The organism is Nostoc sp. (assembly GCF_036919815.1).
In the GTDB taxonomy this organism is placed as follows: Bacteria; Cyanobacteriota; Cyanobacteriia; order Cyanobacteriales; family Nostocaceae; genus Nostoc.
Genome location: NZ_JBALCE010000097.1, coordinates 1 through 15,116 on the forward strand (window position 1 = coordinate 1; position 15,116 = coordinate 15,116).

The following is a 15,116-nucleotide window of genomic DNA, read 5'->3' on the forward strand; positions in this document are numbered from 1 at the left end:
ATCTTTGGGCAGTTTGTGCGGGTGTTTTGTTCAGAGTCACATCCCCTTGCGATCTTTTTAGATGATTTACAGTGGATAGACTCAGCAACGCTGAAGTTAATTGAGTTGATGCTGCTGGATGAGCAAACCCAATCCCTATTTTTAATTGGAGCTTATCGAAATAATGAAGTAAATCCAACCCATCCGTTGATGTTAACGCTGGAGAGATTACGAAAACAAGGAGCAGTGCTTCAAGAAATTATCCTGACACCCTTAACGTTAGAACCTTTGAGTCAGTTAATTGTCGAGACGCTAGATCACAATACTGACACTGTTCATTCTTTAGCTGAGTTGGTGTTGCATAAAACCGAAGGCAATCCTTTCTTTGTGAATGAATTTTTGAGGACGCTGTATAGCGAAAATCTTTTGATATTTGATGTTGAAAATTTAAGCTGGCAGTGGAATATTGCTCAGATTAAAGCTCAAAATATCACTGATAATGTTGTAGAGTTGATGCTTGGCAAGTTGAAGCAACTACCAGAACAAACACAGCAAATTCTCCGTCTAGCTGCTTGTGTTGGGGCTGAATTTAATTTAGATACGTTATCGATTATTTGTAAGCAATTACCTAAATCAGTTTTTCAGGATTTACTGGTAGCAATCCAAGCAGGATTAATTCAACCTCTCTCTGAATTAGATGAGGAATTGTTAGTTCAAGAGTATAAGTTTTTGCATGATCGCGTACAGCAAGCCGCCTACGCCTTAATTGATGAAGCGCATAAGCAAATTGTTCATTTACAAATTGGTCAGAATCTGCTGGGAAATACTTCACTAGAGCGGATAACAGATAGGCTGTTTAAAATTGTCGATCATCTGAATCAAGGGTTTGAGCTTGTTACCGACCAATTAGAACGCAATGAAGTTGCCAAATTGAATTTGATGGCAGGTCAGAAAGCAAAAACTGCGATCGCCTATAGTATGGCGAAAAAATATTTAGCTACAGCAAGAGTTTTGCTGGCAGCTTCAAGCTGGCAAACAAACTATGAACTGACATTAGATTTATATATAGAAATAACAGAAGTTGCGTATTTGTGTGGCGAGTTTGAGCAAGTAGAATATTGGGTGGCGATCGTTGTCCAAGAAGCTAAAACTATCCTCGACATCGTAAAAATTTACGAAGTCAAAATTCAAACCCACATGGCGCAGAGCCAGCCATTGAAAGCAATTAATACTGCATTACAAGTTTTGCAGCAACTAAGGATCAGTTTTCCCAAAGAGCCAAGTAAGCCAGATATTCAGCTGGAATTAGACACAATTACATTACTTCTGGGTGAGAAGCCGATTGTGGACTTAAGGTATTTACCAGCAATGACCGAGCCGGACAAGTTAGCAGCAATGCGAATCCTATCAAGTATTATGATTGCTGCCCAAATAGCTGCTCCTGATTTGATGCCGCTACTGGCATCGAAACAGGTCAACTTGTCAATTCAGTATGGCAACACGTTTACCTCTGGTTTTGCCTATGCCAACTTTGGGTTAATTCTTTGTGGAATGGTGGGAAACATTGAGTCAGGCTACCAATTTGGGCAGCTTGCTCTCTTGCTGTTGTCACAGTCTAATACTCATTCACTCAGAGCTAAAACATTTTTCATTGTATATGTCTTCATTATTCACTGGAAAGAACATATTAGAGAAACATCTCAGCAATTACCAGAGGGTTATCAAAGTGGGTTAGAAACTGGAGATTTAGAGTTTGCCGCCTATTGCGCTCACACTTACTGCCTGCAATCCTTTATTGCCGGAAAAGAACTCGGGGAACTTGAAAGCGAGTTGAGAACTTATGGTGAAGCAATCCATCAAATCAAACAGGAAACACCACTCGCCTGGAATCAAATATTTCAGCAGTCTGTCTTAAATTTGATGGGATGTTCGGCCAGTCTAACTCATCTAATTGGCGAAGCTTACAATGAGGAGAATAGACTGCCACAGCATGAAACAGATGGAGCTGTAATTTTTCTAGTAAACTTCAACAAACTTTTTCTCTGCTATCTATTTTCTGAGTATTCTCAAGCAGTTGAAAATGCTAGGAAAGCCCAAAGACATTTACTAAAAGCAAGAGGGACAGCCCTTTTTCCTTTATATTACCTCTATGACTCTCTGGCAAAGCTCGCAACCTACCCCGAAAGCAGCGATCAAGCACAGGCGGAAATTCTCAAAAATGTTAGTGTTAGCCAAGAGAAAATAAAGCGATGGGCAGATTACGCGCCAATGAATCACTTGCATAAATATCATTTGCTCCAAGCAGAGATTGCAAGAGTTTTATGTCACTTTTTTGAAGCAGAAGAATTTTACGAACAAGCAATTCTTGGAGCTAGACAAAATAAATATATCCAAGAAGAGGCGTTAGCATACGAATTGGCTGCAAAACATTATTTGGTCAGAGGTCGGGAAAAGTTTGCCCAAACTTACATGAAAGAAGCTCATTACTGTTATGAGCGTTGGGGAGCGATTGCAAAGGTCAAAGCTTTAGAAGCTCGCTATCCACAGCTATTTCCTCAGTCATCAACTGTGGCTTACACGCCAATTTCCAAAGTTTCTAAAACGACTTCTAACAACTCACCTATCGCTTTTGATTTAGCGGCAGTTCTAAAGGCATCTCAGGCGATTTCTAGTGAAATTGAGCTGGAGCAATTACTCAACTCCTTGATGAAAATCTTAATTGAAAATGCTGGTGCACAAACAGGATTTATAATTTTGGAAAATTCAGGAAAATGGTTTATTGAAGCTGCTTGTCAAATAAATGATAGTAATAGTGAGAATTTCTATACTACGCAAGTATTACAATCTATCCCAACTGCAAATTATTTACCCGAATCAATTATTAATTATGTTATTCATACTCATGAATGTGTCATTTTAAATGATGCGATTCGTGAAGGCAATTTTATTAATGAACTATACATTCAACACCATCAACCTCAATCAATCTTATGTATGCCACTGCTGAATCAAGGTAAGCTCGTCGGCGTATTGTATCTAGAAAATCAACTAGCGGCTGGGGCATTTACACCAGAGCGAACGCAAGTTTTAAATCTTTTATCGACACAGGCAGCGATCGCCATTGAAAATGCCAAACTCTACTCAAAGCTTTGCGCTAGCGAAAGTAAAATGGCTCAATTCTTAGAAGCAGTGCCGGTAGGAATTGGAGTCGTGGATACGCTCGGTCGCCCTTACTATGCCAATCAACAGGCAATTCAGCTATTAGGTAAAGGCATTGTTCCTGGTGCGACACCAGAACAACTTGCAGAAATTTATCAACTTTATCTGGCGGGAACAGATCGACCATATCCCATTGAAAACCTTCCAGTGATGCGGGCGTTGAAAGGCGATCGCACAAGAATTGACGATTTAGAAATTCGCCAAAACAATGCAATCATCCCGGTTGAAGGTTGGGGGACACCCATTTTTGACGAACAGGGCAAGGTGATTTATGCGATCGCAGCTTTTCAAGACATCACCAAGCGCAAACAAGCAGAGCAACTGTTAGCCAATTACAACCGCACCTTAGAACAACAGGTAGTAGAAAGAACAGCAGCTTTACAGCAAAGCGAAGGCACACTGCGCGAGAGAGAACAGGAGTTACGTCTGATTACCGATGCTCTACCTGTATGTATCTTTTATACAGACGCTAATCAGTGTTATCGGTTTGTCAACCAGACCTGTGAGGATTGGTTTAGGTGTAGTCGAGATGAAATTATTGGCAAGCATAAGCGCGAAATTTTGGGAGAAGCAGCTTATCAAGTTGTTGAACCGTATGTCAAGCAAGCGCTGGGGGGACAGATCACAACCTATGAGGCAGAACTTTCCTATTCGTCTAGCAAAAAGCATATCAGTGCTACCTATATCCCCGATTTTGATCGCCACGGTCAAGTGAGAGGATACTATGGTTTGGTTGCCGACATTACCGAACAGCACAACACAGCCCTCCGCAAACGCCAACGCGCTGAAGAATCGTCAATTCTACAAGAGCGCAACCGTATGGCGAGAGAAATTCATGATACATTAGCCCAAGCTTTTACTAGTATCATCGTTCACTTAGATGCTGCCTCCCAGCGCCTCACCCTCGATCCAGATGCCGCCCAGTCACACCTAAAAACGGGGCGGATCTTGGCACGTTCTGGGCTGTCGGATGCCCGTCGCTCGGTAGAAGCACTCCGCCCACAGATCCTAGAAGAAGGGGATTTATACAGCGCACTCAATCGTCTCGCTATGCAGATGTTTTCTCTCACCTCAGTAAAGGTCGTCTGCGAAGTGATTGATGAACCATATACTCTGCCGAAAGAGGTAGAAACTAATTTACTTCGCATCGGGCAAGAAGCGTTAACCAATGCATTTAAGTATGCCAAGGCAAGCAACATTAGTGTTGACTTGCGGTATGAGCTAACACATTTCATCTTGCAAATCAAAGACAATGGACAAGGCTTTGAAAGCAGCAGTCTGTCTATCGGTCGGGGCTTTGGCTTACTTGGAATAACCGAACGCGCCCAACGGATTGGGGCAGAATTGACGATTGTGAGTCACATTGGACAAGGGACAGAAATCACAGTGAGGGTACAAATGGTATAGTTCTTCCTTTGCGTTTTTGCGCCTTTGCGTGAGATAAAGGGACAAGGGACAGAAATTCCAGTGAGGGTAGAAAATGCCATGAGACACCCTTCGACACCTGACTCCTCTGTTATCCGCATCTTGATCAGCGACGATCATCCGTTTATGCGCGAAGGTCTAGCAGCCGTACTCGATTATAAATCGGATATGACCGTAGTTGGGCAAGCCTGCAACGGGTACGAAGCCGTAGAATTGTTCCGCCAACGTCAACCCGATGTCACATTGATGGATTTGCGGATGCCAGAGATGGACGGTGTTGGAGCGATCGCTACTATCTGTGGTGAGTTTAACGACGCTCGAATCATCGTGCTGACAACTTACGACAGCGACGAAGACATCTATCGGGGATTGCGCGCAGGTGCGAAGGGCTATGTTTTAAAAGATGCAGAGCCAGATGAACTACTGACAGCAATTCGGGCAGTTCACAACGGTAAACATTATATCCCCCCAGCAGTAGGCGCAAAACTGGCAGAACGGCTACAGAGTCCAGAACTAAGTGAGCGTGAGTTGGAAGTGCTACGCCTAATGGCAACGGGCAAGAGTAACTTAGAGATTAGCACGGTTTTAGCGATCGCTGAGGGAACAGTCAAATTTCATGTGAAAAATATTTTGAGCAAATTGGGAGTGAGCGATCGCACTCAAGCAATGATTGTTGCTCTCAAGCGCGGTATTATTACACTTTAAAAACTTAGTCCTAGAGTTATCACCTGCTCTTGAGGATAGGTTATTTCTGGACTTAAGAGTAAGTTAATTCCTACCCCTATTACTAGTGTAAAAACTTCTCGCAGGGGATGTGACAAAGTGGGGGCAATTTTCATATTCTCAGAACCAAGAAACGATATTGCATTTCTGGCGTTGCATAATTGCGGGATGAAATTAGATGAAATTATTTATTTCAACATTTAAAACTCTTCCTCTTTGCGTGAGAAAAATCATCCTATTAATCAGCAGCACCTAATTTATTATTGTTCTTTCCAGCATTTTCATCGCCAAGATGCTATGCACAGACCGCATAAAAAAATGATGAGTCAGACAAGCGATGGTGAACGGCTGCTCATACCAGTTTCAGAACACGACCATACCCAAGGAGGAATCGATGCATCAGTCATATTAGTTGAATACGGTGACTATCAATGTCTTTCCTGTGGTGAGGTTAACAGGATGATTCAAGAGATTCAGCAACAGATGCCATTGTGCTTTGTATTTCGCCATTTCCCCCGTACACACTTACATCCTCAAGCACAAAAGGCAGCAGAAGCGGTAGAAGCCGCCGCCGCACAAAATAAGTTTTGGCAAATGCACAATATCTTATTTGCGAATCAATCCGCACTTGATAATGGACATCTTCTACAGTATGCCTATGAAATACAGCTTGATATCGACCGATTCCTGCGGGATATGACAGACCATGTTCATGCTAAACGGGTTACTCAAGATATTCAAGGCGGCATCCAAAGCGGAGTTAACAGTGCGCCAGCTTTATTTATCAACGGTATTCGCTATCGAGATGCTTGGGACACAGACAAACTACTGAACGAGAGCGAACTTCAAAACACTTAGTTGAATCAATTGAACTCTTGACGTTGAGCTAGGAGATGAACTGATGAGTAGTAATTTACAATACCTTGACTCCACTTTAATCAACACGTCTGAAGTGTTTTGTCATCGGCATTCCGCTCATTCTCGCTTGAATAATTGCTCGCAACATATCCGCAGAAAAAGGATTTAAACCATGAATCAAATAAGAAAAACAATTGTTCTCATCCACGGATTATGGATGACACCAGGCAGTTGGGATCTGTATATATATTATTCGAGGAGTCAACAATGAAGATTTTTGTGGCAGGCGCAACGGGAGTAATCGGTCGTCCACTAATCGCGCAATTGGTTGCCAAAGGTCACGATGTAGTTGCATTGACCCATTCTTCAGAAAACGCGCAAACTTTAGCCGAACAAGGCGTGGAACCTGCGCTCGCAGATGTATTTGATGCTGATGCTGTCAAAGCGGCTCTAGTTCGCACTCAACCGGAAGTGGTAATCGAACAACTCACCGCACTACCCAAAACCTACACTGGTGAGTCAATGAGTGCAGCAGCAGCACTAAACACTCGTATTCGTAGAGAAGGGGGTGCTAATGTACTGACAGCAGCGCAAGCAGCAGGCGTGCGTCGTTACTTGAGACAGTCGATCGCATTCTGGGGAGTTCCTGGGACGGGATTGGCAAACGAAGAAACTCCCTTAGCTTTTGATGCTTCGCCCGCAGTTGCAGCAGATGCACACACAGTGACTGAGATTGAACGTCGTCTCCTGGAAACGCCGAACATAGAAGGAATTGCTCTGCGTTATGGCTTTTTATACGGGTCTGGCACTTGGTTTGCTGCCGATGGTGACGTTGCTAACCAGGTGCGCCAGCAACAGTTCCCAATCGTGGGGAATGGAGAAGGCGTATGGTCGTGGTTACATATTGAAGATGCAGCGATCGCTACAGTTGCGGCAGCAGAACAAGGCAATCCTGGTATTTATCTAATTACCGACGATCGCCCCTTAGAAGTGCGCGAGTGGCTTTCTGCCTATGCCCGTTGGCTCAATGCTCCACCGCCACCGCAGATATCAGTTGCAGAGGCACTAAAAGTAGGTGGTGCGGATGCCGTCTACTACGGTACTCAGATGCAGGGCGCATCCAATGCTAAGGCAAAACGCGAACTCAATTTTCAGCCGCGATCGCTGGAGTGGCTGGTTGGAGCTACTGTGGCTTATGCCAGTTAGCAATTTTATAAACAAGCAAACTGCAACATACAATCAACAAGCAGAAAGAATCATGACTCAGTATGACTACATTGTGATTGGTGCAGGTTCGGCAGGCTGTGTTGTCGCTAACCGCCTGACCGAAGACCCAGAAACCAGCGTACTGTTACTCGAAGCAGGTAATCCAGATACAAAACCAGAGATTCAAATTCCGTTAGACTGCACAACTCTACTTGGCACTGAGGTGGACTGGGGTTACTTCTCTGAACCAGAGCCGTATCTCGACAATCGCAAAATCTTTTGTCCTCGTGGCAAAGTCTTGGGAGGCAGCAGTTCAATCAATTTCCTGCTGTATGTCCGAGGCAATCATCACGATTACGATCGCTGGCAGTCACTGGGGAATCCCGGTTGGAGTTATCAGGATGTATTGCCCTATTTCAAGAAATTTGAGCATCAGCAACGCGGTGCCTCCGAATACCACGGTGTAGATGGCGAGTTGAGTGTCACCGATCTGATTGCTCCTACCACAATATCCCAACAATTTGTAGAGGCAGCAATAACGCTGGGTTATGACTACAATCCTGATTTCAATGGCATCCAGCAGGAAGGAGTAGGGCCATTTCAATTGACGGTCAAAGATGGGAAACGGCATAGTGCTGCGGCTGCTTTCCTGCTGCCCATTCTCGATCGCCCCAATTTGACTGTGATGACTGGAGCATGGGTAACTCGGTTGTTATTTGAAGGAACTCGCGCCGTTGGAGCAGAATATCTGCACAAAGGAATACTGCACCAGACCAGGGTCGATCGGGAAGTGATTCTTAGTGCAGGTGCATTCGATTCGCCCAAGTTGCTGATGCTTTCTGGCATTGGGGATGCAGCACAATTACAAGCAATGGGGATTTCTGTTGTCGTTGATTTGCCTGGTGTCGGTCAAAATCTACAAGACCACATTGTTGTTCCTTTTCCATACGAAGCAACTGGTGATTTACACACGGCAATTACCAGCAATGGCATCGCCGAAGCTGTATTGTTTTTGCATAGTGAAGGTAATTTGGAAGCTGCACCGGATTTAGAACTGGTCTTCGGCCCGATTCTGTGGGCACCTCCTGGCTATGCCAACTCTGGTTTAGGCTTCACGGGTCTGGTCGTTTTGACTCATCCCCAAAATATTGGCAGTGTAAGTTTGCGTTCGCCGGATGCCAAAGATGCACCAATGATTCGATTGAACTATCTGCAAAGTCAATCCGATGTGAAAAAGCTAATTGACGGAATTAAATTAATGCGCCAATTGTTTCATACCAGTGCCTTCGATCCGTTTCGAGGTCGGGAAGTTGCTCCTGGTGCCGACGTGACTAGTGATGCAGCACTCGAAGCTTATATCCGCAACGTTTGCGGTACGGTGTTTCACCCAATCGGCACCTGCAAAATGGGAACTGACTCTATGGCAGTTGTAGACCCCGAACTACGGGTACATGGAGTTCAGGGGTTGCGTGTCGTCGATGCTTCAATCATGCCAACTGTAATTACGGGACATACGAACGCGGCCACTATGATGATTGGCGAAAAAGCAGCTGCTTTAATTAAAACAGCAGGTAGCTTTTCAAAGCAAGGACAGAAAGTAATTGCCAACTGACTCGCTCAATGACCGGACAATTTAGAAGTTAGCAAGTGACGATTCTTCATGCCAGTTAAAAATTTGAGGTAGAAGAAAAATGAAGATTGCTCAATATGGAACAGCGATCGTGATTCTTCATGCGATCGCTAATGCATTACATGGTTTAGCACATATAGAAATCCCAGTTGCCCTCTCTGTGCTTCAGAGTTCGTTTGTGGGGATTGTGATTTTTCTAATTCCCATCATTGCCGCCGTTTTACTTTGGACACAGTTTTACCGCCTCGGTAGCTGGTTGTTGCTGGGTTCAATGGCAGGATCGCTCCTTTTTGCAATCTACAATCATTTGCTTGTAATTAGTCCGGATCATGTTTCTCAAGTTGCCTTTGCAGGTTGGGGAATGCTATTCCAAGTTACAGCCATCTTGATATTAATTGTGAATGGATTTGGCTGTTGGGTTGGTATAGTGGCATTGAAAACGGCGACTCACCAAGAACAAGTTTTGTAAACTACTCCTCGGTGTGGCGGGAGTCTTCTGAGGCTGCTAGATGAGTATTTGAGTTCACATTTATTTCTCATCAAGGTTGATTGAATATGTTCGATCTCGACCAAACTATTCAAGACCGGTACTCAACACGCAAATTCTTATCTCAACCAGTGCCGCGAAATTTGCTCGATGAAGCTCTCACTTTAGCCCAGTGTGCGCCGTCAAATTCAAACATCCAGCCGTGGCGGATGGTATTTGCTGTTGGTGTCCGTCGCGATCGCCTCCAAGAGGCTTTGCTAAACCAAGCCAACCAACAACTGCCTAACATCCCACCACTTCCAGAAGCCTTCCAGCATTACCGCCAGGAACTAGGTGTGTAAGTCTACGGATCAATGGGCATTGCTCGTGACGATAAAGCGAATAGAACACAAGCCGTTCTTCGCAATTACGAATTTTTTGACGCACCAGTGGTTGGTATTGTTTGTATGCATCAAGACCTTGGCGTTGCGGATGCTTTGAGTGTGGGGATGTATCTACAAACGCTGGTGTTGTGCCTAACTGCTCGCGGACTTGGCACTTGCGTAGAGGTTTCACTAGCAGGTTATCCCGAAATCATCCGTAACGAATTGAACATCCCACCGGAATTATTGATTATTTGTGGTTTAGCCGTTGGCTATTCCGATCCTGATTTCTCCGCTAATCATCTGCATATTAGCCGTGAATCTGTTGACAAAAACGTTACGTTTCTCGACCATTAAAGCCTGTTTTTCCTTATTTTAGGAGATTTTGACATGGATAATGTAATAGCTTCAACCAATTCACCTGTTGTGACACCACCCGAAATTACATTGGTTCCTAATAACTCACTGTTGACTGAGACACCAGAAGCAGGACGACAATTGGCAGTCAAAATGGCACGGCTAATTATTAAACTGACTCAGCCGGATGAAGATAAACGCAACCAACTGCGAGACGTATATGGTAACGATGCCATGATGTTGATTGCCGTTGGACAGACGGTTGCAACAGAGTTTGCCACGATCGCCGCAGCTAATAACTACTGGCGCAAGTAATATCTCGACAGCATCAAATCAGTAATTTGCTCAGAGGTGATTTCCATGACACCCAAAGTAGAGACTCTTGCCAAACTCTACCTGGAAGGAGAATCTGTCGAACTCTCAGACCTAGATCAACAAGAACTCTGTAACTGGCTGATGGGCGAGTTTCAACAACTTCCGATTAATCCGATGTTCTCTGATTATATGCGCTATCGCACGGCTGCCGAAATGTGTGCGGATATTGCCCAAGAGCATCTATGGGTATCGGCTGAGAGTTACGATAGCGAGATTTATCCGAATCCGTTTTATGGTTTTGCATTCCTAGCAATTCACGATTATTACCACTGTGTGGCGAATGCTGACTTTAGCCTGGAAGGAGAAATCACTGCTTACAGCACACTAGCCAATCGAGTCCCCAATTTACAGATGCAAAAAATTATCTACTCCGAAATTGTACTGAAATCGTCTGCTCACATTTACTTAGGTCATTCACCTGAATCGAAACTTGTGTTTCCCTAAACCTTTACTGATTACCTATACTTTAAAGTTCACTGAAGGCATCGGAAATATATTTCAGAAAAATTAGCCCAAGGACGACGTGCTTATATTCGGCTACATCCAAATCACCCCGCAATTGATCAGCAGCTGCCCACAGGGTTTGTTCAAAATTTAATTTCGCTCCGTTACCATTTTTCGGTTCGGCTTTTTTCTGACCACGCGCCACTAAAATCCTACTCCTCTAAATAATCTGCGATCACCTACGGTGGGCGCTTGCGCCATCGCTGCTAAATCTTCAATTGCCCAGAAAAACTATTCAGCTTAGTTTCTGAGAGTAATGCTTTGTCAGTATAGCTTGTGTTGAAAACCACAAAATCAGAAGTCGCTAAAAGAAGAAATAAAGAAATCGTTATTTCGTTTTTTCGCTAAAGAACGAATCTTGACTAGCCATGATTATCTGCCCAGTATTTAGGGGTTGCTGAAAAAGAAAGAAAAGGTGACAGTCTCTAGATTATCAGACCAAAGAAGTATATTCCAGTGCAAGATAAGGAGGTAAAATAGCCCAAAATCCTTGCATGACTGTGGTCAGCCCAGACAAGTGTGTATCCGATGTAACTATGTACTGAAAAGAAGAATCAACTCCAATTCCAGCGTCAAGCTTTGAACTTCCATTTGAGGGAAAGTTATCATCAGATAATCGTTGGGTGACTATGGCTGATTTAATACCTTGGACAGAATTTGAGTCGGAATATTCTTTATCTTTCTCCGCAGAGATGGGGGCACCAGCAAAGTCATTTCGGATGGCGTTAGGTGCATTAATAATTAAAGAGAAACTAGGCATAAGTGACAGGTAAACAGTAGAACAAATCAAGGAAAACCCTTATCTACAGTATTTTATAGGGATGTCATCTTATAGTAATGACGCTGCATTTGATGCATCAATGCTAGTTCACTTCCGAGAAAGAATCAATGCTGAATTAGTCAATAAGATAAATCAACAAATGGTGAAGAAGATGCTAGAGAAAACATCCTCTCAAGTGAAAAAAAAACAGAAGACGCTCACGGACTCGCTAAGGCTGCGCTATCATCCGAAAAAGAGGAAATTTTACCAAAAAATCGAGGAAAATTAATATTAGATGCCACTTGTGCGCCAGGTGACATCAGCTATCCAACAGATTTAGGGCTACTAAATCAAGCGAGAAAGCAGACAGAAAAAATTATAGACCTACTTTATGAACAGGTATTGGGTCAATTAGATAAAAAGCCAAGAACATATCGAGAGGTAGCTAGAAAAGATTATTTAGAAGTAGCTAAAAAACGTCGTGTATCCCAAAAAGACCGGAGAAAAGCGATAAAAAAACAACTTCAATATATCAAAAGAAACTTATCTCATATTGACCAGCTAATTAGATCAGGGGCAACTCTAGAAAAATTAATTAACAGCCAATATAAGATGTTGCTTGTAGTCGGAGAAGTCTATGGTCAACAACTATGGTTGTATGAAAATAAAAAATAGAGTATTGATGATCGTATCGTCAGTTTAACTCAACCACATATCCGTCCCATTGTCCGAGGTAAAGCTGGTAAAGCCGTGGAATTTGGGGCAAAATTGTCGGCTAGTTGCTTTGAGGGATATGTATTTTTAGACCATATTAGTTGGGATAATTTTAACGAATCAGGAGACTTAAAAGCACTTTTTAGTTTCCTTTAAAAGCTATACTGGTTATTATCCAGAATCCCTTCATGTTGATAAAATTTATCGGACACGAGAGAACCGAGCTTGGTGTAAAGAACGAGGTATTTGAATTAGTGGAAACCCTTTAGGCAGACCTCCAGCCAATGTAAGTAAGGAAAAAAAGAAGCAAGCTTTAGAAGATGAAAGAGTTCGTAATTCTATTGAGGGAAAGTTTGGACAAGCTAAAAGAAGATTTAGCCTGGGTAGAGTGATGGCGAAACTGTCTTATACTTCTAAAACTGCAATTGCTATTACTTTTTTAGTAATGAATCTTTCTACTCAACTGTCACGCTCTAAGAGTGCTTTTTTATGTCTATTTTTGAAAACAATACCTTTTTTCGGTTCTAATATTATTCAAAGTTATAGTTTAGCTAATCAAAAACAACAAAAACTTATATTTAGGGCTTGCTTGAATAACTAACCAATCCTGATCTTGCTTTTTTATTACTTTTTCAGCAACCCCTATTTAAAAATTCGCTGCAATAGCTCAACTTGGGTACAACCGTAAGTAGCTGCCGCAATTTTGAAATCCTTTTTAAACTCGGCAGGTACTTTAAAATTTAAGTTGCTTATTTCCCCTGGTTCGGGCTTCTCCAAGTTATCTTTTGTTTCTTTAATACGAGGCGGTGGTGGTGGTTTAGTTGACATAATTAGGACTCTTGCTCACTTAATAGATCAATAATTCCTTGTGCTACTTGTTCTGCCCGTTGCTTCAAGGTAGGAAACGTGACTTCCGAAAGAGCGCGACCGTTATCACTTGCCTGACGATACGCAGTCTTTTCAGGAATTGAGCCAGCCACTGTGTCATAACCAGCCTTATGGATATAGGAGCGGGCTTCCTCAATTTCATTTTCCCGATCGCCGACTCGACATAAAACAAAAATAATTTTATTTGTAGGGATTTTGGCGTTTACCAATTCATGCGCCAAAAGTACAGACGGTTTTAGGTCATCCAGTGACAAGCCTGTCGGCAGGACTACTAAATCACTTGCACGGGCAATTTCTAGAGTGCCTTGCATGGAATGCGGTGGCCCGTCCATAACCATGAGGTCATAAACCGAGGCGTGTTAAAGTGCTTGAGCTACAGTGCGGAATTGTTCAACAGCGATTTCTGGTTGGATACCATTTACTTCCCTGCGCTGTTTCCAGTCCGTGGCTGTGCCTTGAGAAATATCTAGGTCGGCAATCTTTACATCCTAGCCAGCAGCAGCATACTCACGAGCAATCAACCGAGCAATCGTACTTTTTGAAACGCCACCTTTCTGTGAAATGACACCCACAATTACGGTCATCGTGAAATCGTCCTTTCGCTTTATAGCGATTTATTTATATCGTTTTTTCGCCCTTTAGTAAAGAACGATTTCGTTATTTCTTTGAATCGTTTTTCTTGCTATGACGAAATCGTTCTTTCGCTAAAAGCATTTTATGCCGGCTTATAGAACCCATTTGACATCTAAGAAGGTGCAGCAAACCTCCACCCCCGGTTCAAATCCGGGTGCCGCCTTTAGGTTTTTAGCCTTTTAAGGGATATTGCTAAATATCCCCAGGCGGTTGGCATTGATAAAAATTTGCTGGTTTCTAAAGACAGCACTAGTAAGTTGTTTTCCATCTTCACAAATTCGTCATCACCTGAGCTAATTGATTAGATAAATCAATTACAGAATCCTGGCATTTTTTAAATAAAACCCCAGCTAAAAAATAATAATCGCCAGAATAAAATGCCATCTGATTTCTTCGGAGTTTTTCTATGTGTTTCTTTACCTTGGGATCAGAGCTATAGTAGCCGAACTGCAAAGGTAACACCATGAAATTTGAAACACAATATCCATTTTGTTTTGCAAGATTCAGCGTACTTATTGGATTAGAAAAGCTAGATATTAAAACCAAGACATTTTCATAATCTAACGATAAAAGCTCGTTGGTAATTGTGGCTCCATCTACGCCCCCAAATAAGAGTGGCATATAAATATCATTATCTGGTGCGGGGAGATACGGTGGATTGGCTACAAGATAGTCTGCATCTGGTTGAGAAGAATTAAACAAACATGAATTATGGATTATGTATTTATTAGTGAGATCATATTCATCGATGGTTGAATTTGCAACTTTCCATGCAGAACTATTTAATTCAAATCCATGTATCACGCCATCAAACTTATTTCTCAATAATGAATTAATAACAGGGCTGCCATCTCCTGAACCAAATTCTACAACCAACTCAGACTTTTTACAATTTCTAATAACAAAGTTTTCTAAGCAGTTTGAGTAGAAATTAGATTCTTCAGGACAAAAAAATATGTCTTTCATTTGACTGCACTTCCAAATGTATGGTATAAT

General features: G+C 42.6%; 12 protein-coding genes and 2 pseudogenes. 10 read left to right on the plus strand and 4 right to left on the minus strand.

Annotated features, from left to right (window positions below; genetic code table 11):
* Positions 1-21 precede the first annotated feature (21 nt).
* The 9 genes and pseudogenes from V7K15_RS22975 (at position 22) to V7K15_RS23015 (ending at position 11,065) form a co-directional block, all read left to right on the plus strand.
* A complete protein-coding gene (locus V7K15_RS22975) occupies positions 22-4,605 on the plus strand; it encodes a PAS domain-containing protein (protein ID WP_334909118.1) in 4,584 nt (1,527 codons plus the stop codon).
* A gap of 78 nt (positions 4,606-4,683) precedes the next feature.
* Positions 4,684-5,328 carry a response regulator transcription factor gene (locus V7K15_RS22980; RefSeq protein WP_334909121.1) on the plus strand — a complete coding sequence of 215 codons (645 nt, stop codon included), beginning with the start codon at positions 4,684-4,686 and terminating at the stop codon, positions 5,326-5,328.
* 336 nt (positions 5,329-5,664) lie between these two features.
* Positions 5,665-6,204 (plus strand): DsbA family protein, encoded by a 540-nt coding sequence (locus V7K15_RS22985; RefSeq protein WP_334909123.1) that lies wholly within the window; start codon positions 5,665-5,667, stop codon positions 6,202-6,204.
* Between the two features lie 267 nt (positions 6,205-6,471).
* Positions 6,472-7,410: an NAD-dependent epimerase/dehydratase family protein gene (locus V7K15_RS22990; protein WP_334909125.1), complete on the plus strand. Its 939-nt coding sequence runs from the start codon at positions 6,472-6,474 to the stop codon at positions 7,408-7,410.
* A 52-nt stretch (positions 7,411-7,462) separates the two neighbouring features.
* A complete protein-coding gene (locus tag V7K15_RS22995; RefSeq protein WP_334909210.1) occupies positions 7,463-9,022 on the plus strand; it encodes a GMC family oxidoreductase in 1,560 nt (519 codons plus the stop codon).
* A gap of 79 nt (positions 9,023-9,101) precedes the next feature.
* Complete coding sequence (locus tag V7K15_RS23000; RefSeq protein ID WP_334909127.1) at positions 9,102-9,509, plus strand: hypothetical protein; 408 nt, start codon at positions 9,102-9,104, stop codon at positions 9,507-9,509.
* A gap of 86 nt (positions 9,510-9,595) precedes the next feature.
* Positions 9,596-10,246: pseudogene (locus V7K15_RS23005) on the plus strand (nitroreductase).
* A gap of 33 nt (positions 10,247-10,279) precedes the next feature.
* Positions 10,280-10,561 carry a hexameric tyrosine-coordinated heme protein gene (locus V7K15_RS23010; RefSeq protein WP_334909129.1) on the plus strand — a complete coding sequence of 94 codons (282 nt, stop codon included), beginning with the start codon at positions 10,280-10,282 and terminating at the stop codon, positions 10,559-10,561.
* 45 nt (positions 10,562-10,606) lie between these two features.
* The gene (locus tag V7K15_RS23015; RefSeq protein WP_334909131.1) at positions 10,607-11,065 is read left to right on the plus strand and encodes a hypothetical protein; all 459 of its coding nucleotides are present in this window, start codon (positions 10,607-10,609) and stop codon (positions 11,063-11,065) included.
* A 22-nt stretch (positions 11,066-11,087) separates the two neighbouring features.
* Here the strand turns inward: V7K15_RS23015 and V7K15_RS23020 are convergent, their stop codons facing one another.
* Complete coding sequence (locus V7K15_RS23020) at positions 11,088-11,270, minus strand: type I restriction-modification system subunit M N-terminal domain-containing protein (protein WP_334909133.1); 183 nt, start codon at positions 11,268-11,270, stop codon at positions 11,088-11,090.
* A gap of 418 nt (positions 11,271-11,688) precedes the next feature.
* Between V7K15_RS23020 and V7K15_RS23025 the strand changes: the two are divergent.
* Positions 11,689-13,200, plus strand: a pseudogene (locus tag V7K15_RS23025) (IS5 family transposase).
* A gap of 41 nt (positions 13,201-13,241) precedes the next feature.
* Here the strand turns inward: V7K15_RS23025 and V7K15_RS23030 are convergent.
* The 3 genes from V7K15_RS23030 to V7K15_RS23040 form a co-directional block, all read right to left on the minus strand.
* Positions 13,242-13,427 (minus strand): hypothetical protein, encoded by a 186-nt coding sequence (locus V7K15_RS23030; protein ID WP_334909135.1) that lies wholly within the window; start codon positions 13,425-13,427, stop codon positions 13,242-13,244.
* A gap of 2 nt (positions 13,428-13,429) precedes the next feature.
* Positions 13,430-13,819, minus strand: a complete 390-nt coding sequence (locus V7K15_RS23035) for a hypothetical protein (RefSeq protein ID WP_334909137.1) — start codon at positions 13,817-13,819, stop codon at positions 13,430-13,432.
* A 571-nt stretch (positions 13,820-14,390) separates the two neighbouring features.
* Positions 14,391-15,086, minus strand: a complete 696-nt coding sequence (locus V7K15_RS23040; protein ID WP_334909139.1) for a class I SAM-dependent methyltransferase — start codon at positions 15,084-15,086, stop codon at positions 14,391-14,393.
* Between the last annotated feature and the right edge of the window lie 30 nt (positions 15,087-15,116).

Bases quoted from the DNA above. Each gene is read 5' to 3' on its own strand.
- V7K15_RS22980 (WP_334909121.1), top strand. From the start codon at position 4,684: ATGAGACACCCTTCGACACCTGACTCCTCTGTTATCCGCATCTTGATC.
- V7K15_RS22985 (WP_334909123.1), top strand. From the start codon at position 5,665: ATGATGAGTCAGACAAGCGATGGTGAACGGCTGCTCATACCAGTTTCA.
- V7K15_RS22990 (WP_334909125.1), top strand. From the start codon at position 6,472: ATGAAGATTTTTGTGGCAGGCGCAACGGGAGTAATCGGTCGTCCACTA.
- V7K15_RS22995 (WP_334909210.1), top strand. From the start codon at position 7,463: ATGACTCAGTATGACTACATTGTGATTGGTGCAGGTTCGGCAGGCTGT.
- V7K15_RS23000 (WP_334909127.1), top strand. From the start codon at position 9,102: ATGAAGATTGCTCAATATGGAACAGCGATCGTGATTCTTCATGCGATC.
- V7K15_RS23010 (WP_334909129.1), top strand. From the start codon at position 10,280: ATGGATAATGTAATAGCTTCAACCAATTCACCTGTTGTGACACCACCC.
- V7K15_RS23015 (WP_334909131.1), top strand. From the start codon at position 10,607: ATGACACCCAAAGTAGAGACTCTTGCCAAACTCTACCTGGAAGGAGAA.
- V7K15_RS23030 (WP_334909135.1), bottom strand. From the start codon at position 13,427: ATGTCAACTAAACCACCACCACCGCCTCGTATTAAAGAAACAAAAGAT.
- V7K15_RS23035 (WP_334909137.1), bottom strand. From the start codon at position 13,819: ATGGACGGGCCACCGCATTCCATGCAAGGCACTCTAGAAATTGCCCGT.
- V7K15_RS23040 (WP_334909139.1), bottom strand. From the start codon at position 15,086: ATGAAAGACATATTTTTTTGTCCTGAAGAATCTAATTTCTACTCAAAC.